A 22470-nucleotide genomic window follows, 5' to 3' on the forward strand; every position below is an offset into this window, starting at 1 on the left:
CAAACTAAAAGAGGATGACATTAGTCGTCCTCTTTTTCTGTTGTGTTTAAATTCGTTCTACGCTCAGCGATGTATTTTTCTATATCGACCAAATCATCTTCAGTGGCCAATTTTAAAATGAAGCTCTTAGTAGTCGAACGTTTGTTGATATATTGTTTTCTAATTTTGTTTGCTTCGTCCCATTTTTTGTTAGCTTTTCTTCTGGAATTGGATAACGTCATTTTAATAACCACCTAAAGAGTAGAATGATTAATCCTATCAATCCAAATAGTTCAGCCAGTCCATGCCAACTAAATTTCTGTGGTTCAACTGTTATTTCAAAATGTTTTCCTACCCATTTTCTAGGTTTAAACTTCATTTCCTCTCATCCTCTCTTTTTTTCTGTTATAATAAAAACGTAGCAAGGAGGAGGTCGAGTCCTCCTTGTGGTAACTACTATCTAAAAACGAATCTGAGCTTTACAATTAGAGGAATGTTAATTGTTATTTCAATTTCCTTTAATTTAGGGCTCTTTTTCTTTTTAGAGGTCATAGTCATCACCTCCCTTACTACAACTATTATATTACACGCTAAAGCGTGTAAAGTCAACAAAAATTAGCAAACTTCTTTATAAATTTATCTGCAGGATATTTTCACTTTTATGTTTGATTTCCATTTGATAATTCCCTAATCCCTTGGGAGAGTAAGTTAAATACTTTTGATTTATTTTTGACTTATTTCAAATTTTCCGTAAATTTACTCTACATTTTTTCGTTTAAACCGTAAACCAAAATAAAAAAGGCCCGACCATCTAATTAAAGATGATCGGGTCTTATTATTAATTATTTTAGTAGAACGTTCCCCAGGCAGCTTGACCAACTGGACGAACCGGGCAATAGCGTGTCCCATTGTAACTCGTGTAGACGATCCAAACGTAGCCATCATTAACTACGTATCCATAGTAAACAAGTGAATACCATGCTGGCAATTGGCCGGTTACGGATGATTCAACATTCGGTGCACTGTGAACGTTGATTGGTGTATCACCATTCACGAATGTACCATCTTCAGACGTATAAGATTGTGCACGCGGCTGTGATGGCCGGCTAGGTTGCGACGGTTTTGGCGCTGGCACAGGTTGGCTAGGTGTTGAATCACTTACGCCATTCTCAACGTCGTGAGCAAACTGTGCTGGTGTAATTCCCATCTTTGATAAGTAGCCATACGGGTCTGTGTGGTCACCCCAAATGTTGTTTGAAATCCAGTTGTGGCTCTTAACGCCCCAGTAGTTCCCATCATCAACGGTTAGCGGGATCCCATAGGCGTTAGCACTATCACGGATGAGATTGATGTACGTAGCGTAGTTTACTTTGAAATCCTCGTAGTTGTCAGTTTCTGCTAATTCAATTTGTACAGGTGAGTTAGCGTTAGCCCACGTTCCGGCTCCCCATTGAACGTAACCAGGTTGTCCCACTTGATAAATGTGACCAGGTGTACCATCATTGGCATTTCCCACGATATAAGCAACGTAGGCTCCGTTTGAGTACCAGGTACGCTTTTCAAAAGCTGCATTGTTCTGTGCACTAGCATTTGGTGTCCCAGTTTCGTGGGCAATGATGGTTTTGTTAGTGGTTGGTTGGCTAGAACCTTCACCAGTACCTAACGAATAAGTGTAGTCCACAGTAGCAGCCTTAGTATTGGCCGGTACAAGTGCAAATAAAAAGCCCGCAGACAGAACTGCGAGCGTTGAAACTACTTTAGTTTTTGTTTCCATTTTTTGGTCCCCCTTGATTTCCGTTGTAATCATAAACAACGCCAAGCATGACGCCAATAGTTAGAATTGTGCCTAAAACACCAACGACTTGGTCTTGATGAATTGGTAATTCAACCCCAAAGGCGTTGCAAATTTGCTGTGCAAGTAATAAAAAAAGTAGAACAAGGTTCAGAACGACTGACCCGTCTACTTTCCCGTCACTACTAACAATGGCCGTACGTTCAAGCCACTGTCTTAGTTTTCCTTTATTTGTCAATGTGTTCACTCCCAACATCTGCTTCCAAATGATGAATCTTAATTGCGTGTTCTTGTAATTGAAGCTGGTGCGCTTGTAGAGTTGCATCCGTGTGTTTTTGATAATTATCTAAACTCTTCCCCAACTTGTCGATAGACTCGCTAAGTGCTTCATTAGAATTTCTCAACGCGTCCGTGCTGCGATTTGTTGGTTCTACCAATAGTTTTTTGACTAAGAATGTCAGCCCACCACCTAGCACGGTCAAAATTCCCATGACGCTAGCCCAATCCTCAATAGTTAGCCCAAAGATTGTCATTTCATCGCCACCTTTCCAAATTAAAAGCATCCGCTTAATTTAACAATTAGACGGATGCTTCTTTGCCGTGTTTTTCTTTGAGAATTTGCTGGTATTGATCATCAGTAAGATTGCCGTTGTCACGGAACCATAGCAGTTGGTCGCTGCTAAAATAGTCTTCATACTGCTGAATCATTTCAAAACTCGGAAAATTATCCATTAGTAGAACCACCCTTCTTTAGTTCAGCAACTTCTTTTTGCAAGCTACTAATTTGAGCTCCCTGCTGCGATACCGTAAAAACTAATGTGGAAATTGTATTATTAGCAGTAGCATGACCTTGCGCTAATTTTGATAACTTAACACTAGCAATTACATTTTGAATTTCATCAAAATCTTGTGGCAGCACCGTGCCGACACCTGCATTAGCTGGAACAAAATTAAATAGTTTAAAATTGTCTGCAAAAATATCTTGGAAATCACTAGGAACATTGGCCGGATACATATCTGTCTGCTCAGTTGAGCTGAAATCAGTGACGGCGTAGGTATATTTGTCATATTTAATATAAACTTGCATTACTGTTCCTCCTTTCTAGCTGTAAACTAGATGACAGCTTCCGTTAATTTCGACAGTGACTTCATCGCCAATGTATTCAGGTTTAAAGCCCACTGCATTTCCCCAAGATGTGTCTAACACAATTCTTCTATCCCAAGAGCGGACCCAGAATTCACCATTGTAGCCAGCAATGCTACATGTCATTCGTTGTACACCCAGTGAATCGTCAATCAGACTATCAGGGAACCACAGCAACTGACCATCTTCCCATCCCCGTTGTGCGAAGAAATATTTAGTAACCTTAGCTCTTCCGGATAAGTCAAAATAGATTACTCCATTTTCTTTCCGAACACGCCAATTCAATTGAGTTGAATCCGTTACTTGTGGGCCAAAGTTGAGTCCACCAGTTTTCCAACCGGTATTCATTAAATCCGTCTTTTTTATAACATCTGGGAAATCAACAATTTGGGCAATTTCAGTCTCTAAATGTATTGCTTCCCCATTGTTGCTATTAAACATTGTCCGCATTTCAGCCATTTTTAGTCCTTTCTGAGCCCAATAGCTCGTTCAATTTTTTGAAGCCTATCATCTAGCCCAATTACAGCTTTAATAGAAGTTTGTGGCAACACTTGTTCGTCTTGCTCGCTACCGTCCTTTTTCTTTTGTGTAATAACTACGATTTGAAATTCTTCCATAGCTAGTAACCCCCCATTATTTAAAATCTAAATCTGCCAGATCAATTGTTTCAATTCCAACTGGCATTTTGTGCAAACCATTCGTTCCCGTTAATTTTGTAAAAAATTTGTCTGTTTTGCTGTCAACATTCTTCACAAATAGAGCAGTGTTATCAAATGAGTCAGAACCAATGCCCATGCCAATTTTCCCAGAATTGTCAAAATCATGATCTAACCTTGATTTTAAAGTTGGATAAACTTCGCCATTTCCGTTAATGCGAGCATCTTTAACTTCCGCGTCTTGCATCAACGAATTTAAAGCATTATCAAAGCGATGCTCCAAATCAGTAGTGCGTTTTTCTAACTTGTGCTGCAACGCAGCAAACTGCACCATTTCAACGGTCAAATTTTCCCAACATCTAGCTCCTGCTTCACGAACGTCGGACCCATACATTTTGGATCTCCACTGACTAATAAACGTAGCCATGTTGCCGTAAACAAGCGAAGTGTTATTCGGATCAACTGGGTCAATGTGACTAAAATCTTTTTCCATTTTGTAACCTCCTATTGATGGGATTTACTATTAATACGACCATTAGTGTAATTTTGATAGTCCAAAATTGTTTTTGGCGTGCTATTCAAGGTCAGCTGGGTTGGCTGCCCTGGATCATTAAATCCGGGTGGGTAATATTGAAAACCCACGGTGGCCAAGTTAGTGATAAATTTAGCCGGCCGGATTTCTAATCTGACTAAATCTCCTTGAAATGGTTGAAATTGATAGTCATTAGTAATCTCAATCGTAAAACTAGGTTCCGGCTGGAGCTGACTCTTTGCATAGTTGCGCATTGATTCCGGATTTGTAAATCGCTCATCGCTAATGGTGGCAATTTCGTGAATCCCATACTTGTTAATGGAATCAGGAATGGTTACTAAGAACGGATCGAAAAAGTATTCAATGGGCGCATTGTCGGGTGCTCCCTCGGCTTTATCTTTTGCTTTTCCGATACACCAAACCTGATTAGACAGTGAGGTTGAATCATAGGTAATTTTAATATCTGATGCGTTTGCCTGATAATCAATTCGATGGCCACGATTAATTTCAAAATCGTTCCGGCTATAAACTTTGATATGACGATTATCCGGAACAATTACAGCGTCGGGCCAAACCTCAATTAATTTGTTAAGGGCTTCTTGGCCACTAACGTTTCCAAAATTTTCAATTTGCTTGGTTGGGAAACTGCTAAGCACTTCAAAACTAAAACCGGCCACATTTCCATTGAACACAAAGCCAAGTACATCAGCTGGAGAATAAGTTATGACCCCGTTCCGAGTTTCCCGCTGTCGAAACCATTGGCATTCTTTGGACACATGAGTAGCGTTAACTGTTTTGGTATTCAGACCATTACTGTAATCGGATTGAACCTGCTTGATGAGGTACTCCTGACCTTGAAAGAACAATGAGGCCTCTGGCTCCAACAACTCATAGTCCATTTGCTGGTCGTCAAGCGCAACCAGCTGCAATTGATACGTACCGTTAAGTTCCCACTGTAAATAAAAAGAGTTGCGCAAGACGCAACTCAATTTCGTTTCAAATGTTTGGTCGTTTAATTTTCCTTTGACTAATAAATCATCCATGACGCACCTTCGTTCCTAACGAAGAGTTAAGGTCAATCTCCGGAAAGTATTCACACTGATTCAGATTTGCCAAGTCATTGTATAGAAAGGAACCGTGCCGCAATAAGAAAGGTCCAACAGTGGAGACTGGATCACTCCATTGTGTAAGTTCCGAATTCAATGCCTGGCGGCGTAAATAATGAGAGTTCCAGGCCTGGCCTTGATTACTCCAAATCCGATCGTAGTAAAGATAAACGTTCCCACCTGCTTGAACTAATTCAGGGCCCTCTTCGTACCAAGCGTTATAATTCCCATCGAGATTGGTACTTAACCGAATGAATTTGCCATGTAAGCTGTCACTTACATAAACGTGATTACGGCTCATAAAGAGATAATACCGGCCATTGATGTAGTGCATTGAGGCATCAATATCGCTGCCACAATCAACATCTAATTCTTGCCACTCATTGCTAACGACACCGGATTCTAAATCAATGTCGGCGATAAAGACGAAGCGCCGGCCGTTAAAAATGTCGTTATTCCGATAGGCTGATGTAGCAGTGCAAATGATGTGCCAGTTATGGTCTCTATCTGCAAAAAGTTCCGATGCCCAAACAAATTTCAAATCATCCCGCTGGTTAAGACCATTCTTAATGCGTTCAAAGTGTATAAAATCTTTAGTTCGCATTAAGTCCAAGGTCCCGGTTAGGTAGTACCAATCTCCGTATTTAATCATGAAGCCGTCTCGCAAGTCTAACCTAGGAAACTTCTTGATTAATGAAAAATTAATGCCATTGGTAGACTTGCAAAGAACCGGAACTGAAGCCCACGGGTTGTCTTTAGTGGCCATTGAGACATCCATTCCGAAATAGAGGTAGTTGGCATCTAAAGCTTGCTTTAAAGCGCTAGGTTGACTGTTATCCGGGTCGGGAATCTGAAATGAAGTTGGCAGTACCGGTTTCGGTTCAATTTTCCGATAATGGTAGACTACGTTTTCTACACCCTCTCTGTAAACTCCGTTTGGAATCCCTAAAACAAAGGTAAATTCATATCCTTCAAAAGCTTCTTGTTTTGTGGAGTAGAAGTCCCCGATTTTTCCGGTTATGGAAAGCACATTGCCTAAAATTTGATTATCTTGGTCCACGTACCGCACGTGCAAATAGCCATAGTCAGGTCTTTCGAAAAGATGCTGTGTAATTCGAAACATACCGCTGGCATTGCTGTTGGCGTACACGGTATACCACTGCGCTGCGCTTAAAGTATAACGAACTGCTGAATAGACCCGCTTTTGGTTCAGAACTAGCTCATAGCTTTGCGTGTCGGTCCGGATATCAAAGTCCAACTTAGTCGGATCCGGGAGATTAAGCGGATATCGATAAATAGCACTGTAAGCTCGTGGAGATTCATTGCTATATGAGCCACCCTTTCGTTGGATTGAATAGTAGTTCTCATCAAAGTTAATGATCAACGTACAGTCACCGTCGTCAACATAGGCGTCTAATGAAATTTGTCCGGTTAGTTTCTTTCCATCATTTGAGTAACTTACGTTGAGAATTTGAGCTAAATTGTCAGCTTTCGGAATTTTCAATGCCTGCTGATTAGCAGTTCCGCTGTAATGATTAACTTGGCTAAAATCATAATCAATCACTGGTACTAGAGAAATTTCCAGTTGGCCATTGACCACTTTAAAAATGTGGAAGCTAGTACAACCACTAGAAGCTAATGTTGGGTCCCCGTTTTTAACCGACACGGTACTTGTTTCCCAGTTACCCAACCAAGCATTCCCAATCACCTGGTTAAAACTATCATCGTTATCATGAATTGAATTAAACGGGTCTGGCAAACTCATAAAGTTGGCCCCGTAATAGTCAGACCCTTCATCTAACCTAGTAATGCGGTCCCAACTTGTCATTTTAAAACTAGGAAAATGATCATCGAATTGCTGACCATCAAGTGGTTCCAGAATTCCTCCAGAAACCGAACTATTCTCTTTGACTTCAATCGCATACGTTCCCATCGTGTGACCATTACCAGGATTCCCACCAAAGCACAGAAATGAGTGCATGGATCCATCAGCCGAATCTTTTAGCCGAATGAGGTTCGGGCATTCAATCATCCCCAGGAACACTTTGTCAGTGTTGATTGTCACACAGCCAATGTAGTTGAACCGTTGGCCATCTTTAGAAACATAAAAACCAATCTTGTCTCCTTCGGCTAGCAGCACTTCAAGCGATTGAATTTTGTCATTGTAAAAAATATGGGGATCCCGGCAATCTCCTTCACTGTTTATCGGTCCCCCATCCGGCAACCCATAAACGGGATGATCTAAGTATGGTTTAAACGAGTACCCATCATCCGTGGAGTAGGCCATGTATTGCTTTTGCTTTCCTCCGTCGTTGTCATCGGGCGAAGTAAAAATGGCCACTTTTGTCGTTACGTTTTTAGGTAGGTCAGAAAAGAAACCGCGAGAATTATCAATGATGGATCCAGTCCATACTTGGCCCCAAATTCCGTTGTAGCTTGTAATTGCTTCACCAACGTCCTCGTAGTGATTTAGGTCTTTAGTTCGGATGTGATGCCAGTGGTTACTGTGTGAGTTGTATTCGTCAGTGTCATTTTTCAGAAAGTAGAAATGATAATAGCCATCTTGACCCATGAACATGGTCTGAGTATCGTTCCCGACTCCTTCCGTATCTGTGTAGTGAAATTTCTGTCTATATCTCGAAGCCAATTAAACACCTCCTTAAACGTAAATGAACGGGAATTCAAATTTAATTTTACATGATGAACAACCATTAACTGTAATTGCATTAAAGCCCGGTTCCAACTGTAAATTCCCGTAATCACTATTAATACTATCCTGGGTTCCGTTGGCGTAGGTATTAATCCCATCAAGTACCAGATTATTAGTGCCATCGTTCTTTTTAAAATACGTGTAGCTGGTATTGTTAGTCCAGTTATTGAGCTTAATAAATGGGCCAACCCAGCTCATATGGATTTTTAAATCGTGATGTTCATAATATGGATCAATCGGAACCCCACTCGGATTCATTAACTTAAAGTTGAACTTGTCAGTAAAAATGAAGTCATTCGCAGTCATGACCGGAATGTCCCAACCTAAAGGAAAATCATCCCATAAATCCTGCTGTGACAAAGAGTCAAAGCGTGAATAGCGATAACCGCTGGGATTTTCCATCGGAATAACAATTGTACAGTCATGGCTACCGTTATCTATCGGTTTAATCTGAAAAGTAGTTGGCCGACAAAACATTACCAAATCAGGTTCCGAATTAGTTCTGATTCTATAAATCTTTTTCTGATGAAAAAACTGATTAATTAAGTAAATCCTGCTTCTATAATCCTGGAAGTTATCGTAATGAAATAAAAATCTTAAATTTACTGAATTCTTTTGAATGGAAGAGCTAGTGAACAGACTGCCGTCTAATCCAGCATAATTTTGATAATTATTAACTATTGCTGGATCGTCAGAATCACAACCCATAAAATCCATAATTGGCAGCTTGTCCTTGATGTTAAACTCAGGTTTCCCATCAATCATTAAATATAATTCTGGATTCATACTAACCTCCCAATTGATAATTTCTTAAAGATCGATTATTAGCATCTTGAATGTATCTTTGCCTTGGATCCTGAGCCGTTTTAAGAACTGCATCTGCGGTATCTTTAGATGCGATAACCGTATCAGTTTGTAGTTTTATGAGAGTAGCAACCATATTTTTTAAATCTTGTACTTCCTGTTCTAATCCGTTTCCGGATCCATTATTTCCGTTACGATGAGGTGAAGCTCCATCAGAAGCAAATTGAGCATTAATTTCATCCATCAGCTGTTCAGCTCGGGGACGTTTTGCCGGATCCGTTGGAATGACGAATTCACCCATGTTACCTTCAGCAATCTCAATCATTTGATGCTGATTGACGTAACCACCATTAGCGTAACCATGACCTTGGCCAAGAAAAGATAAATCCTTTCCATAACGCTTTTTCGCATAATTCAATCCAGCAAGCAAACTGTCATACCCGTTAAATGGATTGTTGTGACCTGGGAATGCATTAGCTCTAAACGTTGCTCCAGTAACTTGCATTAGTCCTTTAGCAAGGTCACCAGTGATGTTATTAATATCACCAATAGCACCTTGAACAGCCTTTTCATTACCACCAGATTCAGTAGCAATTTGGCGAAGAACTTTATTAACCATTCCTTCACTGGAAGAAAGTCCGTTGGCCTTTAAGGCAGCAACTACCTGGTCACGCCAACGTTGTACACCATGGCCGGATGGAGCACCACGGCCACCGCCACCATCGCCGGCAAAATCGGTAAAGAGCTTCTTAACCCAGTTAATTGATTCGCTAGCTAGTTTCCCAGGAAAATGGGTAATGATTTCACTAGCTAACTTAATGTTCGATGAAAAGTTACCCAAGAAGTGATCCAGCGTTGCTTCCATAAATTTAGCGGGATTTTTAATAATTTTTTCAGCATCATCTACGATGTCTTTTGCACCATCCCATAGACCACTAAAAAAGCCACCAATTCCGCCCTTATAAGCAGGAATTCCCATAAGTTTAGCCATTCTGGCCGAACGTTCACCATCCAACACAGACGTGCCGGCCGGCAGCGGAACAATCATGTTGCGCTTATTCGGAAACATCCCGACTTGGCCATTCGGTAGCTTGTACATTTCCCGGAAGTTCGAACCTGGACCATCGTTCACCATGGCCAAACCGCCCTTATGTGTATCCGGCGTACCGTTAGCATACCGAACCATAGGAATTTCAAACTTACCAATTTTGTGAGCGCCAACCTTGTCTAGAATCCAATTAATACCGTCCCGAATTTTATCAAGCATCGTATTGATTGGTTTAATAACTCCGTTAGCAATGTCAGCTACAACGTGGCCAACCGTTCGAACAGCACTTTTAGCTGTGTTAATAACTCCATTCCATGTATCGCTCCAAGCTTTACCAAGAAAGTGAGTTACAGAATCCCAAACGGAGCGTACTCCATTTATAAATCCGTTGAATACTCCGGAAATACCATTCCAAATGCCTTTTCCAAAGTTAAAGACTGCATTCCAGGTATTATTCCAAATAATTGAAATGAATCTCAAAGAGGAATTAAACACATTCCGGACTCCATTCCAGAAACCGCCTAAGAACGAAGTGATTCCGTTCCAAATACCCCGACCGATGTTGAAAATAGCATTCCAAGAATTAGTCCAGATACTAGAAACAAAGTGAAGGGAAGAATTGAATACATTCCGGATCCCGTTCCAAAATCCACCTAAAAATGAAGTAATTCCATTCCAAACGCTCTTTCCAACATTAGCAACAGAGGTCCAGGTAACGTGCCAAATGTTTTCAATAAAGTGAAGAGAGGAACTAAAGACCTTAGTTGTTCCGTTCCAAAAACTAACAAAGAATTTACCAATAGCGTTAAACCCGCTAAAAATGATATTCCTAACCGTATTAACAAAATCACGGAATGGCTTTACTTTGTCGTAAAGCATTTTAGGGATCCTGACGAACGGATTAATAATGATTAATCCAATGCCTTTCCAATTATTTTTAAAGAAATCAACGACGGCCTTAAATGACTTAACAATCGCCCGGCCCAGTCCGTTAACAAAGTCTCTAAAAGGTTTAATTTTTGCATAGGCTAGAACTACCGCAGTTACCAAAGCTGTTATTCCAATGATTGCTAGTCCAAAGGGATTAGTTGCAAAAGCAATTGCCATTCGACCTAATGATTTAACAACTGACAATGCCATTGAAGCCATCGATTTTCCAACTAAAATAGCTGTTTTAGTAGCTGATTTAGTCATCGATACAAGGTTTTTACCGAAATCTGCTGCAGCCCGGCCAGTACCTTTAACCAACTGTCCCAAGCTGCCGGAAACTTTGAAGTACATTTTTTCTACTCCACTAGCAAAAGAATTCATACCTTTTGAAAATCCGCTAGCAGCTCCTCTAAACGCCGGTCCCACTTTAGACCATGATTTAGTAATTTTGCTAGCATCCTCAGCTACTTCAATTCCTCTGAAACCCTTAAATAAACCATTTACGGCTGCAAATGGACCATGAATCATTCTAAATGTCCCGGCAATTGGAACGAGAGCAGCATTCATTAGAGTTGATGCTTTGCTGGTAATAATCATGCTACTAGCCATAGCAGCAAATGCTTTTGGATGCTCACTAGCTGCTCCTCCAACTAGTTTAATTACCGGAGCCAAATCCTTTAGAGTTTCAATTAAGACTTTAAAGGTTCCGGATCCCGTTTCTTTGAAAACTTCAAAGAAGTCTTTGATGTCCTTAGCATGGGCAGCAACAGCATTACTAATGCTAGTAATTCCTTTGGCCAAACCATTAACCATGTTATCCATGGCCTTTTGACTATCTTTAACATTAAATGCCTTAGAAAAGGCTTGGGTAATGGTATTAATCCCATTGGCAGCTGCTTTCCCAACTTTATTAAATTCAGCTTCTGTTCTTGGGTCAGAAACCCATTTGGAAACGGCCAAGTACATCGGATTCTTTGATTCCATAATTGGCTTTTCAATCGCACCAATTAACGCTGGGACTCGAGCTTTAATGACCCGTTCGGCCCCTTGCATGGTCGACAGCATGTTTTCAGCTGCCTTACCGTACTTAACGTTACCTAATTTTTCAAAGACCTTTTCCATGTCATCTGCAGAAACCTTACCTTGCTTAACTATTTCATTAAGCTGTTCAACGGTAACATTCTTGCTTTTAGCAAGTTCTTCACGGTACATCGGGAAATACTGTGTGATCTGATTAATTTCACCGGCACTGGCTTTTCCTCGAGACAATGCATTGGTCATATCTTGCGATACGGCATCAATTTGTTGACCATTTAACCCAACGGCATCAGCCATGTTAAGCATGGCTTTGGTCATTTCGTGGGCTTCATCCTTACTGGAATGAAGGTGATAGAATTTCTGTTCTAACTCATCCGTTTGTTCAGCAGATTGACCAGTGGCCACGGATAACTTATTAACGTCATCGACCATACCCTGGGCATCTTTTCGATGGCCAGTTAATGTAGTCCAAACGGCAACCATTTTCTGCTGCTGTTTGTCATATTCCATTCCGGCTCTAGTCGCTTCACCAATTGATCCAGTTAACCGGGCCCAACCAGAAATAACAGCATTGGAAACTAAGTTAGCAGCAAATGCTGCTTTGAAAACAGATTGGTGTTCCCGGCCTTTTTCATTAGTCTCTTGGATAGCATTACTTAATCGCTTGAACGGACTAGGATTAATTTCCTCAATCCGACGATTTAGTTGACCTACTTCTGATTGAGCTTCTGCCATGCTAGTCTTCGTTTTTTCGACTCTGGCTGATTGAACTAAGAATGCTTCGTTAGATTTATCTAGTTCTAGCTTTAATCTAGCTAATTGCTCTTCCTGGGCTTTATACTCTGATGTATTTTCTTTCCCGGCCGCTTTCAATTGGGACAAAGTCGACTTCAAAGTGTCATATTTACTATGCGTCTCATCTAGTCTACTTTTGCTACTCTGCAATTCAGAATCCTGGATTTTTAATTGCTGAGTCAAACTTTCCAGTCCCTGCTTAGTTCCTTCTAGCTTAACTTTGGTAGCATCTAAGGTTCGGCCTTCGGCTTCTAGTCTGGCCACATGAGCTTCGGTTGCTTGGTTAGTTAAGTTATAACCTCGTTGAAGTTCGGCAAGTCCGCTAGTATAGTAAGTATTTTTTTGCCGAGCAGATTCCTGTTGGGCCGAATACTTAGCAACTTGGGACTCCGCTTTCTCAATTTGGGTCTGCAACTTTAAATACTGATCGGCTCCGGTTTTAGTTGTGACATCTAATCCTTCTTGTTTGTTTCGCAGTAACTCGATTTTGTTTTCTAACGTAGTCATTACGTTACCAAGCCCGTCGATTTTGGCCTTATTGGCACCCATCGCATCGCCCAGGGCATTTGCTTGAGCAATCCCATTCTTCATGGCATTAACGTTAGTCTGCATAGCCCGGTTAAAGCTCTTTAAAGAGTCTTCGGCTCCAACAGTATCCAGGGCAATTTTAGTGTTCATTTGGAATGAAGTTTGCATGGTTTACCTCCTTTCTTTAAAAATTGATTCCGGCGGAAATATCGTCCGTCTTATCCTCAACTGAATAACCGTAAGTTTTAAAAGTTCTTTTCTCTTTCGGTTGTGCAGATAGTGTTTCCATTAATTCATCAAAGTCTTCATCAGCAATTTGTGATGGGACTACACCGAAATTTTCAAACATTTGTTTGAAAAAATAGTTAGTATCCGCAATGTCTTTTTGCAGCTCAATACTTTGTTTGGCCAGCCGGGCTAGCTTGCTTTTGGGTCTTGCAGCACGCTACTTTGCTCTTTCTTAGCAGCTTCATAATCTGCGTCACTCAGGCCCGCAAACCGGCTGTTCACATAACTAATGGCTTCCCCAATTTCAAACGATGAAGGAGCATAGCTATTAAATTCGTCAATTTGTTCTTCAGAAAGTCCCAAAGCATCAATCAGGCCTTGGTTCATTTGGTCCATAAATGATTCCGCCTTTTCAGCATCATCAGGGGTCTTTTTCAGTTCGTTTAATTCACGATTGAGCCGAATTCGTTTGATTTCTTTTTTCAGTTTGGCTGATTCAACTAGAGAATCAGTTTTGGATAATTTTTCCTGCAATTCAGCTAATTTAATGTCAGAATCGTCGTCTAATTCATTTAATTCTGCTTGAGTAGCTTCAATTTGCTGATCATTAACCTTTAAAGCCAGTTGGCTAAACTTTTTCCGGTTTTCAACCGTCTTTTTTAAAGAAACTGAGTTCTTTAATCCGATGTTTTGAAGATTCAATTTTAAAGTGGCCATAATTTCCTCCTAATGAAAAAAGCCGCCCGATTGTTCGTACTGTGAATTTCTTGGCGACTAAAAGTGTTTATTGATTTTTTTGATAAGTTACTACTGCGCTTTGATCAGCTGTAAACGTTCCTTGCAAAGGAATTGTTGATTTTTGATATTTATATCCTGGAACATCATCAGGAGTATCAATTACGTAAGGATCCCCAACTTCACCAGTAATCTGCTTGTCACTTAATCCCTCAATGGCTTTCCCATCCGTATCCTGGTAGTGAACAATAATCGTTTGACTAGCTGTTACTCGCTGCCGTGGTCCCATACTTATTTCCAGGGAAAACAACATCAAACAATTTCTTCAAGTCAAAGTTAGGGCTTGCAGATGAAGTCGTTCCCATCAATTGCTGGTTACCTTTGTCATCAAGGAAAACATTCTTATCCATTGGAGCCAGTGCTGAGTAGGTGTAAGCCGGATTAGATGCTGTTTGGTTCGTGTTATCAGTTTGGTGATTGATCGTTGGTAGAATCATGTTCCCATTTGAGAAGCATTCATACTTTTTCGTACCATCGTATTTTTTCGAAACTAAAATCATGGCCACATGTGGTTTTGAAGAACTAGTCCGTACTGTAATGCCCGTAGTTGGGTCAGTATAAGACCCAACACACTTCATCATCGGTTCCTCATCAGCATCTAATAGCGTCAATGCCACTTCGATTTCTGGAGAACCATAGGTAACCCGTTTCTTGGTATCATTGGCCCACTGAGCTTGACCCTTTTGTTCAATTCCAGTGATGTTAGCTTGCGTGGTACCCCGTTCGTTTCCTTCAACAAAATAAAGACCACTATCACTCAATCCATTAGAACCAGTGATTACTTGACCTTTATCATCCTTGACTGCCAAGATTACAAGCTCAATCCCGTGAGTGGCAATCGTTGTTCTTACTGTGTCATCAGCCATTACTTATTCTCCTTTTCTATTAAAACGTTGCTAACAAAAAAAGACCGGGTAATTTGATGCGATTCCGGATCCGTAATGTGCGGATCAGAACGCTCAATCGTCCAGCCTTTTTCGGTTAATTTATGAGTTAAATCAGATTCAGCTGTCATTAAGTTAAAGGCAGCTGATTTTTTGTAATAAATTTGAATTTCTACGGTAGCCATCCAGGCTTTAAAACCATCATTAGCATATCCGGTTGGCGTATTTTGTACTTCAGAAAGCACCACAACCGTTTCATTCGTTCCGTCCAGTGATGGGACTGTCAAACTAGAAACAACCTTGTCAATCCAAGATAAGTTGAATGATTTAATTAGTTTGGCCACTTGAACAACTGGCAGCAGCATTAGTTACCACCTCTTTCAAACTCTTTGACCATCGCTTTGAAGATATCCTGCTTAGAATTACTTACCGTTTCATCAACAAAATGATCACCAACCAAATGACGTGAGGTCCCGTTATTTAGAAACATGGCCCGAACACCCCAATCAATTTTGTTGGTCTTATCGTAATTAAATCCAACTACTGAATTACCATTTTTGATGTTGTCGATATCCTTATCTTGCGAAACAATATTGTCGGCCAAATGCTTATGCTCGCCTTTGCGATAATGCTTTTGCTTTGTAACTTTTTCCAAGTTAGTTTTTAAGACCTGGGCTCCAGCTTGAGTAATTTGAGTTTTTCTCTCCGTGTCCGGAACTGCTTGTTGTAGCATTTTCTGCATTTCAAGTAGTTGTTCGTCTAAATCGTTCATCTTAGTTCCTCTCGCTAACCTGACGGATTGTGAGAATGTCATATCCATTAAATCCAAATGAATCATCCGGTTGATAGCTGATGATGTTGCAAAGTTCACCATCATAACGAACTTGTAACTGCTCAGAAATACGGTCATCGTGGCGAACCATAATGTCGACCGTGTCCCCAAGCTTTAAATCATTGGCCCGCCATTGCAATCCACGACTTCGCTTTAACGGAGCCGCTTTGGCTTTAAACGTTGGAATGGGCATTGGCTTAGATTGACCGGTATTTTCATCAATATCGTCATCACCTAATTTGTAAAATTGAACGGTATAACAAAAGGCAGATAACTTGGGAATTTTCATCCTTGGTCACCTGCCTTTTCGGCTTTTTCTTGTTCAATTAAATACATTCCGCGTAAACTCCCAATGTAAGATTTTCCGGTCAGATTCGATTCATATTGTTGCGCATTCGCATAAGCAATTCGATTGGTGAAATTAGTGCCAGCAAACGCGAAAACAGCTTGCTTGTACAAGTCAAAGGCGTCACTACCTTTGGAATAAAAGCCAGGTAATTCAAACCCGATTGCGTTTTGCACATAAGATTCAGCTGCTTTCAGACACATGCGACAAATTCCATCATCGTCGTTGCTTAAAACGTTCATAAACTCTTTGAATTCTTCAAGCGTTGGGTCATCTTCCAGCTGATAATCAATCATTACTTGCTACCCGTTGACTTGGAAGAATCATCCGCCTGCGTAGTGGTGTCAGTTGAAATCATCGGCACTGAATCAGCGATGTTGTTGAAGTAACCAAGCGCAAAACCATCCGGTTGCATAACCTTAGAATCAAACCGATCCAGGAACCGGATCACGTTAGCGTTTTCCAAGAATGCCAGTGAAGGATCCAAATCAATCCGACCATTCATCCGGTCAAACACAGTCCCGGTGTAGTCCAAGTCCCCAAAGACAATCGGTTCTGCATTCTTCGGTAATTTCGTAAACAACGAGTTCCCGTCTTTGTCTTTAAACAAGGAATCTTCAACTGCTTTAATTTCTTTGCCACGGAAGCGGTAAATGTCAGGGTTCGTAACATCCGGTTCAATCATGTATTCACCCTTGGCATTCTTAACCTTAGCCAGTTTAGTGAACCCAGTGTTAGTGGTGTAAATCTTAGCATTCGGGCTTGTAGCAACCGCTCCATCAAGCACTGAACCAGGCATAATCAAATCAATAACGTCATCCAACTTGCTAATTTTGATGGTGGATTTTGGTGCTTTGATTTGGTTCCCATTTTTGTCAGTGATGTCAACAAACAATTGGTTCAACGCTCTTAAGCAAGCTTGTGACCGACCGAGAACTTGAGACAATCCAATCCACTTAATCACGTAAGCTTGCAAATTTTCTGCAGAATCATTCAGCAGGTTATTAGTAAGCTTCGTAGCAGTTGCGTAAGTGTGGATTGAGTAAGCCAACGTTTTCAGATTGTCAATATCTTGTAGCGTGATGGATTCCCCATCGGTTAAGTCCTGCATTGGAATTAAGTTAGCGTCGGTTTGCACAACCCGGCTACCAGTTAAGGTTCCAACTGCTTCTTGGTGGAATTCTTGAGAAAAGTCAGTCCGTTGTTTCCGGATTTCGTTGATGGCCGTTTGCTGGTCAACCGGGATTGTAACTGTGAATGAGTCATCATCAGTTTCTTTGGCCACGTTCACAATTTGGCCAAAGTTCTTTCTGGCCAAGTTGTAAATATCGTTTCCAAAAATTGCTTTAGAATTGTCGCTTGGTTTACCAGGAGTTCCCTTTTTGTCATCCACCGGAATTTTTTGGTCATCAGTCAATGACTTTTGGGCTTTTTCGTAGTCACTTTGAGCAATGTCTACTTTAGCTTGCAAGGAAGCTACTTTGTCAGCAGCTGCTTTCAGATCTTTCACTGATGCATCCGCTTGGTTCATTAATTCTTCTTTAGCTTTGTAAGCATCGGTTAATTTATTACTTAAATCTGTAAGCTTTTTTTGGGCATCATTAACGTTTAGCCCTGGTACTTTAAAGTTAGTTGGCATTATTAATCTCCTTTAGTTTTTTAGCATTTGCGAGATAAATTTCTCGTTGTGTTTTGACGTGCTTCTTTACGTCAGTAGGTTTAGGTTCGTCAGCTGGTTGGCCTTTTGCTTCAAAATCCTGGAAGGCTTTAAACTTTGCTAACTGATCCGGGCCTGGCAGTTTTAAATTGGAAGCTTGTTTGGTCATGGCCGTAATCTGGAACTTGTCAGCAAAATTAGTAATGGACGTCCCAGCCTTGCTAGACGGTTCGTAAATCACTTTGTCGGCAAAGCCCATATCCACTGCATCAGTTGACGAAATCCAGGTTTCCTGGGCCATCATGTTCAGAATCTTGCCTTTATCCATCCCCGTTTTTCGGGAATAGACATTGGCTAGTTCTTCATCGGTTTGGCTTAATACTGAGGATGCAAAATTCATGTCATCCGCATTGCCAGCAATGCCGGCACTAGCTTTGTGAATCATGATTTTGGCTAGCGGCGCAATGTTGACTTCGTCAGCGGCCATAGCAATAAAAGAGGCAGCCGAAGCTGCCAATCCAGTAATATTTGCAATGATGTTGTTGCTATTTTGTTCAGCACATTTACGCAATGCTGAATAGATATCGGAAGCCGCATTAACGTCCCCACCAGGTGAGTTAATTTCCAGTACGATATCGTCCCCCGCAAACGTGCTATTCAAAGCATTATTTACGTTAGAAAAACCGGTATAAGTACTGGGATCAATCCCCAGCCACGAGTACATCGACTCCTGGTCAGCAGAAAGTACTGGCCCCTTAATTTGAATTGTTGTCGCCATTGTTCTCACCCCCTTTCATGGCATCAGCCATTAGATCATCAGCTACGAAACCAATTGCATTTAGCATCTTCACTGCCGTTTGACCATCAATGGCACCTTTGGACGTTAAGTTCGCAATCGTTTCAGCATACTTACGGCCGTCCGGATCCGTCACAGACCGCAAATCTAAATCAACATCGGTTTGCAGTTTGAATTTCAGTTCGCTAATAATCTGGTTCTTAAACCGGTTCAGTGCGCGTGAATAAATATCTGCTTCCATGTCCACCGAACTTTGCTGATCTCCAGTACCTCCAAACAACGAAGGTGGTACCCCGTAAACCTTGCAGAACTGATCAGTCGTCCAATCCGTTTGCTTTAACAGATTGGCCACGTCTGACTTCAATTCAACTGGAGTAAAGTCTTCCAGATCATCAACAACTACTAATCCGGTCTCACGCATTTCCCGGGATAACTTACGGGCCCGCAGTAGCTTTTCTTTTTCGTTCAGCAGTCCCTCTTTGTTTTCCTTTACAACCCCATGAACCGAGTTACCTTGATCCAGGGCCCGCTGCGTCAAAGCATTCGATTTTTGCTGAATAGTCATTTCTTCCTTTAATGACAGCAGCGGAGAAATCCCCGTGAGCCCCCCATTGTTAGAAACGAGTTTTAAATGAATCATGTCGTTCATTGAGACGTTATGCATCGTCCCCAAAGACGGTTCATCAAAAGTGATGTTGTAAACGAGTCCTGAGGCATCCGCTAAGACAAACGTAGTTACTTGCGTTTGCCGTAACGGGATCCATTGAAAATCCTGCTGATTGCTAGAACGTTGTCGGTAAGCAAACGATTCTCCGTTGGTCAGTAAGTTCATAAACATGGACTGCCAAAAGGAAGCCCCCGATGTTAACTTGGAGGGGTTTTGCAACAAGGCCTGTGTCTGTGGCCTATTCGGTACAACGAATTTTCCAGAACAAAGGTCATTAGTGATGTAACTCAAAATGGCAAACAGACTAGAGTTTTTTAGATAATCAGTGCTTGGTACTGTGGCATCGTCAAACAGCCCTAAATCCGGGTTCAAAAAATTACGCGGGTCTTCCGGAACGTTAGGTTGTGGAGTGGTTACTCCTTTAAATAAATTAGAAAGGTTGAGTAAACCCATTTAATTCACCCCCTTTCACTCCTTTTTGGTGGGCCGTTTGAAATTGGCACAGACGTTAATGACGACGCCCCACACCACACAAATGAACCCCGTGGTTAAAAAGCCGACTAACGTGCCAAAATAGAAACCTGAGAGTATAAAAAAAGCACTTCCAACTAGTAGAAGTGCTACATCAATGTTTTCAATTAATAGTCGTAAGATTTTTTTCATGTTGTCTCCTAAAAGAATCCGTTGTCCGGATCATCAATAAACTTGCGTAAGTCCTGGACAGACATCCGGTCTACAATTGTTTTCTTGGCCACACCCTTGGCATCAAAATCATCGAACGCAAACATGGCCGAATAAAATGCGTTAACCAAGGCATCATCCACGTCGATTTTTAGCGTCCCAGCATTTTTATCGACCTGAATCCCGACTTTGTCTTCATAAATGACGGCATTAGATAGGGCTTTGATGAGAACTTCATCATTCGGCATTACAATCTGTTCGTGGATAAAAGCATCCTGGATAAATTTCGTTGGATCTTTTAAAAATTGCGTTCGTTGACTAACCGGAACTAACGGGAACTTCGCGTTATCTTCCAGCAGCTGAATCACCTTATCGACACCCATAGCATCGTAGCCAAAGAACTCAACTTGCAGATCGTTCTCCTGGATAAAATTCAATAGCCAGCTGTAAACCTGGTCTTTGTTGATGGTCCCCTTAATGTCGCTGGTGATCGTGCAAAATTCCGGTGCTAGCTTACGGTATTCAATCCCATCGATTTTTTCTTTTGCTTCAATGCTGCCGGCTGCATGCCAGGGAATGAAGCTGTGTTGTGTGATGTACCACTTTTGTTGGCCATCATCCGTTTCAAACGGATAAACAAAGGCCAAAGACGTGTTATCAGACGATAAAGAAAAATCCATGCCGACGTACACTCGTCGTCCATGGATATCAAACGGTTTGTTGCTAACAGCATTGTTAATCTCCGGAAGTTTCAGGAATGACTTATCACTGGATTGGCTCCAGATGTTCATTGACTTGGCCTGATAATCAGCGGCCTTGTTATTAAAGACAGCATCATCACGGCCGGAAATCAATCCGGACAAAGCCACGTCGTGAACCTCCGGAAGTCCTAAGAGCGGATTACTTTTTTCCCAACATCGATAACCAAGGTCTGAAACTTCTTCCGGATAGATTTCTTCCGTGCTATCCTGCTGCCACAACAAGCACAGCTGGTCATCTAGCTCACGTTCATCATCCTTCTCCATGACTTCAATCAAGCCATCTTGTTCAGCATGAAACGGAACCGTTGGATCCTGGTAGCAGGTACTAATTTCTACTAGCATGTGATCCGGAACTTTGGATTGTCCGGAGGTAATTTTGCTAATCCCTTCGAAGTTTTTGAGTTCCCCGATTTCATCAGCGACCGCCAAAACAAAGTGGTGACTATCAAACCGGCCAGACTCCTGGGAAATTGGAATGATCTTGTTGTTGTATTTGGTTTGAATAATGGTTCTGGATTGAATCTTTAAACCAACTTCATCTGCCCATTCTTTAAACTCCGGAATTGTAATTAGTTTCCGGAGCATGATTTTGACGTAGCCAAACAGCTTCATCGATTGATCAAAGTTGTTCGCTGATGCCAAAATCTCCTGGTTATATTTATCGGCCGCCACAAAGATAAAGTCGTAACAAATTTGTATGGCCATTAAATAAGTCTTCCCTTGATCACGGGCAATAGAGTAAACGGTCTTTACGAATCTCCTGGTATGCGTTGATTTTCGTTCCCAGCCGTTCATCTGGGCAAAGGTAAACTTCTGCCAGTTCATTAACTTCATTGGATTTCCGGAAGTAGCTTCCGGGCACAAGGCCGCAAAGTTATTAATCCAGGAGGCTTTGTCGTTGTTATAAACAAACGGAAAGTCCGGATCATCCTGTCGTTTTAAATCCTGCAAGAAACGGAAGCAGGCCAATCGAATGTGATAACCCGCAATCTGTTTTTCATCTAGCACGTCAAAGGCATACTGCACGGCCGCATCCTTGTATTTGCTACGAATTGCAGAATAGTCATTATCCTGGTACGCCCCGATCACGTCATGCGATTGAGTTAAATCAACCATCAGTTCCACTACCTTTAATTAAAGATAGAATGTTGGATTTTGGCTTTTCTTCTTTATCCTGGTCACTTTTAGCATTTTTCAAAATGTCTTCGCGTGATTTTGGCGACAAGCCCAATTGGTCAGCCATCGACCGGAATTCTTTAGTAGCATTATTCAGCGCGGCCACGGCTGGATTCTTGTCAAAACTCGTAGTAGTGATGATCTGCTTAACCGTTTCGCTCTTGTTAATTATGTCAATTTCTTTAGTTGCTTTCACAGGACCATTTTCGGCGATGATGGCATAGCTTTCTCTAATGATTTGATATTGCATGCAGAACGCCTCCAGCAATGAACGATCTAGGTTATTGACGAGCCCGCTTTCTGTTAACGGATCACGCAGACGCCGATACAAGTTATAAGCTTCCCCTTTGAGGTACTTCGGCGGCTTAATTGGTAGTTCATTCTCATTTTTCCGGGGCCGACCTGGATGACGTCCCGATTTTTCTGCCATAATCATCACTTCCTTCGTTGAGCAATTAATTGCCCTAATTATTTCCACGAAAAAAGCCACAATCCGTTGCTGGAGTGTGGCTTTATTTTGTTATTTTCAATTGCGCTAAGTACTCTCGTTACAACAACTATCAAAATTAAATCAATGCAACACAG

The 22470-nt window shown here is 41.3% G+C and carries 27 protein-coding genes; all 27 read right to left on the reverse strand.

The features are described 5' to 3' along the window. Positions 1-20: 20 nt before the first annotated feature. Positions 21-221 (reverse strand): hypothetical protein, encoded by a 201-nt coding sequence (locus tag M3M39_RS04830; RefSeq protein WP_252796744.1) that lies wholly within the window; start codon positions 219-221, stop codon positions 21-23. A gap of 605 nt (positions 222-826) precedes the next feature. Continuing rightward, on the reverse strand, positions 827-1753 hold the full coding sequence (locus tag M3M39_RS04835; RefSeq protein ID WP_252796745.1) for an N-acetylmuramoyl-L-alanine amidase: 927 nt from the start codon (positions 1751-1753) through the stop codon (positions 827-829). Next, positions 1737-2009 (reverse strand): phage holin, encoded by a 273-nt coding sequence (locus M3M39_RS04840; protein ID WP_252796746.1) that lies wholly within the window; start codon positions 2007-2009, stop codon positions 1737-1739. Before M3M39_RS04840 ends, M3M39_RS04835 begins: the two co-directional genes overlap by 17 nt. After that, the gene (locus M3M39_RS04845; RefSeq protein WP_252796747.1) at positions 1999-2304 is read right to left on the reverse strand and encodes a hypothetical protein; all 306 of its coding nucleotides are present in this window, start codon (positions 2302-2304) and stop codon (positions 1999-2001) included. Before M3M39_RS04845 ends, M3M39_RS04840 begins: the two co-directional genes overlap by 11 nt. A gap of 46 nt (positions 2305-2350) precedes the next feature. Then, a complete protein-coding gene (locus tag M3M39_RS04850) occupies positions 2351-2503 on the reverse strand; it encodes a hypothetical protein (RefSeq protein WP_252796748.1) in 153 nt (50 codons plus the stop codon). Further along, positions 2496-2858, reverse strand: a complete 363-nt coding sequence (locus M3M39_RS04855; protein WP_252796749.1) for a hypothetical protein — start codon at positions 2856-2858, stop codon at positions 2496-2498. The genes M3M39_RS04850 and M3M39_RS04855 overlap by 8 nt, the downstream gene beginning before the upstream one ends. 15 nt (positions 2859-2873) lie before the next feature. Then, entirely contained in the window at positions 2874-3365 is a 492-nt protein-coding gene (locus tag M3M39_RS04860) for a hypothetical protein (RefSeq protein WP_252796750.1), read from the reverse strand. An 11-nt stretch (positions 3366-3376) separates the two neighbouring features. Then, positions 3377-3532, reverse strand: a complete 156-nt coding sequence (locus M3M39_RS04865) for a hypothetical protein (RefSeq protein WP_252796751.1) — start codon at positions 3530-3532, stop codon at positions 3377-3379. Between the two features lie 16 nt (positions 3533-3548). Next, positions 3549-4064: a hypothetical protein gene (locus tag M3M39_RS04870; RefSeq protein ID WP_252796752.1), complete on the reverse strand. Its 516-nt coding sequence runs from the start codon at positions 4062-4064 to the stop codon at positions 3549-3551. An 11-nt stretch (positions 4065-4075) separates the two neighbouring features. Then, positions 4076-5146 carry a phage tail protein gene (locus M3M39_RS04875; protein WP_252796753.1) on the reverse strand — a complete coding sequence of 357 codons (1071 nt, stop codon included), beginning with the start codon at positions 5144-5146 and terminating at the stop codon, positions 4076-4078. Then, positions 5139-7856 (reverse strand): MucBP domain-containing protein, encoded by a 2718-nt coding sequence (locus tag M3M39_RS04880; protein ID WP_252796754.1) that lies wholly within the window; start codon positions 7854-7856, stop codon positions 5139-5141. Before M3M39_RS04880 ends, M3M39_RS04875 begins: the two co-directional genes overlap by 8 nt. A 12-nt stretch (positions 7857-7868) precedes the next feature. Continuing rightward, positions 7869-8705: a phage tail domain-containing protein gene (locus M3M39_RS04885; protein ID WP_252796755.1), complete on the reverse strand. Its 837-nt coding sequence runs from the start codon at positions 8703-8705 to the stop codon at positions 7869-7871. 1 nt (position 8706) lies between these two features. Further along, positions 8707-13230 carry a tape measure protein gene (locus M3M39_RS04890; protein ID WP_252796756.1) on the reverse strand — a complete coding sequence of 1508 codons (4524 nt, stop codon included), beginning with the start codon at positions 13228-13230 and terminating at the stop codon, positions 8707-8709. Between the two features lie 16 nt (positions 13231-13246). Beyond that, positions 13247-13411, reverse strand: coding sequence for a hypothetical protein (locus M3M39_RS04895; RefSeq protein WP_252796757.1), 165 nt, complete (start codon positions 13409-13411; stop codon positions 13247-13249). 68 nt (positions 13412-13479) lie between these two features. Then, positions 13480-14007 carry a phage tail tube assembly chaperone gene (locus M3M39_RS04900; RefSeq protein ID WP_252796758.1) on the reverse strand — a complete coding sequence of 176 codons (528 nt, stop codon included), beginning with the start codon at positions 14005-14007 and terminating at the stop codon, positions 13480-13482. 67 nt (positions 14008-14074) lie between these two features. Beyond that, the gene (locus tag M3M39_RS04905; RefSeq protein WP_252796759.1) at positions 14075-14314 is read right to left on the reverse strand and encodes a MucBP domain-containing protein; all 240 of its coding nucleotides are present in this window, start codon (positions 14312-14314) and stop codon (positions 14075-14077) included. Then, positions 14286-14951, reverse strand: coding sequence for a phage tail protein (locus tag M3M39_RS04910; RefSeq protein ID WP_252796760.1), 666 nt, complete (start codon positions 14949-14951; stop codon positions 14286-14288). Before M3M39_RS04910 ends, M3M39_RS04905 begins: the two co-directional genes overlap by 29 nt. After that, complete coding sequence (locus M3M39_RS04915) at positions 14951-15334, reverse strand: DUF806 family protein (protein WP_252796761.1); 384 nt, start codon at positions 15332-15334, stop codon at positions 14951-14953. Before M3M39_RS04915 ends, M3M39_RS04910 begins: the two co-directional genes overlap by 1 nt. Continuing rightward, positions 15334-15741, reverse strand: a complete 408-nt coding sequence (locus M3M39_RS04920; RefSeq protein ID WP_252796762.1) for an HK97-gp10 family putative phage morphogenesis protein — start codon at positions 15739-15741, stop codon at positions 15334-15336. Before M3M39_RS04920 ends, M3M39_RS04915 begins: the two co-directional genes overlap by 1 nt. A gap of 1 nt (position 15742) precedes the next feature. Continuing rightward, positions 15743-16090, reverse strand: a complete 348-nt coding sequence (locus M3M39_RS04925; protein WP_252796763.1) for a phage head closure protein — start codon at positions 16088-16090, stop codon at positions 15743-15745. Further along, on the reverse strand, positions 16087-16443 hold the full coding sequence (locus M3M39_RS04930; protein WP_252796764.1) for a head-tail connector protein: 357 nt from the start codon (positions 16441-16443) through the stop codon (positions 16087-16089). Before M3M39_RS04930 ends, M3M39_RS04925 begins: the two co-directional genes overlap by 4 nt. After that, on the reverse strand, positions 16443-17786 hold the full coding sequence (locus tag M3M39_RS04935; RefSeq protein WP_252796765.1) for a phage major capsid protein: 1344 nt from the start codon (positions 17784-17786) through the stop codon (positions 16443-16445). The genes M3M39_RS04930 and M3M39_RS04935 overlap by 1 nt, the downstream gene beginning before the upstream one ends. Continuing rightward, a complete protein-coding gene (locus M3M39_RS04940; protein WP_252796766.1) occupies positions 17776-18582 on the reverse strand; it encodes a head maturation protease, ClpP-related in 807 nt (268 codons plus the stop codon). The genes M3M39_RS04935 and M3M39_RS04940 overlap by 11 nt, the downstream gene beginning before the upstream one ends. Beyond that, on the reverse strand, positions 18560-19720 hold the full coding sequence (locus tag M3M39_RS04945) for a phage portal protein (protein ID WP_252796767.1): 1161 nt from the start codon (positions 19718-19720) through the stop codon (positions 18560-18562). Before M3M39_RS04945 ends, M3M39_RS04940 begins: the two co-directional genes overlap by 23 nt. Before the next feature lie 15 nt (positions 19721-19735). Then, the gene (locus M3M39_RS04950; RefSeq protein ID WP_252796768.1) at positions 19736-19930 is read right to left on the reverse strand and encodes a hypothetical protein; all 195 of its coding nucleotides are present in this window, start codon (positions 19928-19930) and stop codon (positions 19736-19738) included. Positions 19931-19938: 8 nt separating this feature from the next. Then, the gene (locus tag M3M39_RS04955) at positions 19939-21825 is read right to left on the reverse strand and encodes a terminase TerL endonuclease subunit (protein ID WP_252796769.1); all 1887 of its coding nucleotides are present in this window, start codon (positions 21823-21825) and stop codon (positions 19939-19941) included. Further along, entirely contained in the window at positions 21818-22315 is a 498-nt protein-coding gene (locus M3M39_RS04960) for a phage terminase small subunit P27 family (protein WP_252796770.1), read from the reverse strand. The genes M3M39_RS04955 and M3M39_RS04960 overlap by 8 nt, the downstream gene beginning before the upstream one ends. Positions 22316-22470: the final 155 nt, after the last annotated feature.

Source organism: Fructilactobacillus hinvesii (assembly GCF_024029435.1).
GTDB classification, from domain to species: domain Bacteria; phylum Bacillota; class Bacilli; order Lactobacillales; family Lactobacillaceae; genus Fructilactobacillus; species Fructilactobacillus hinvesii.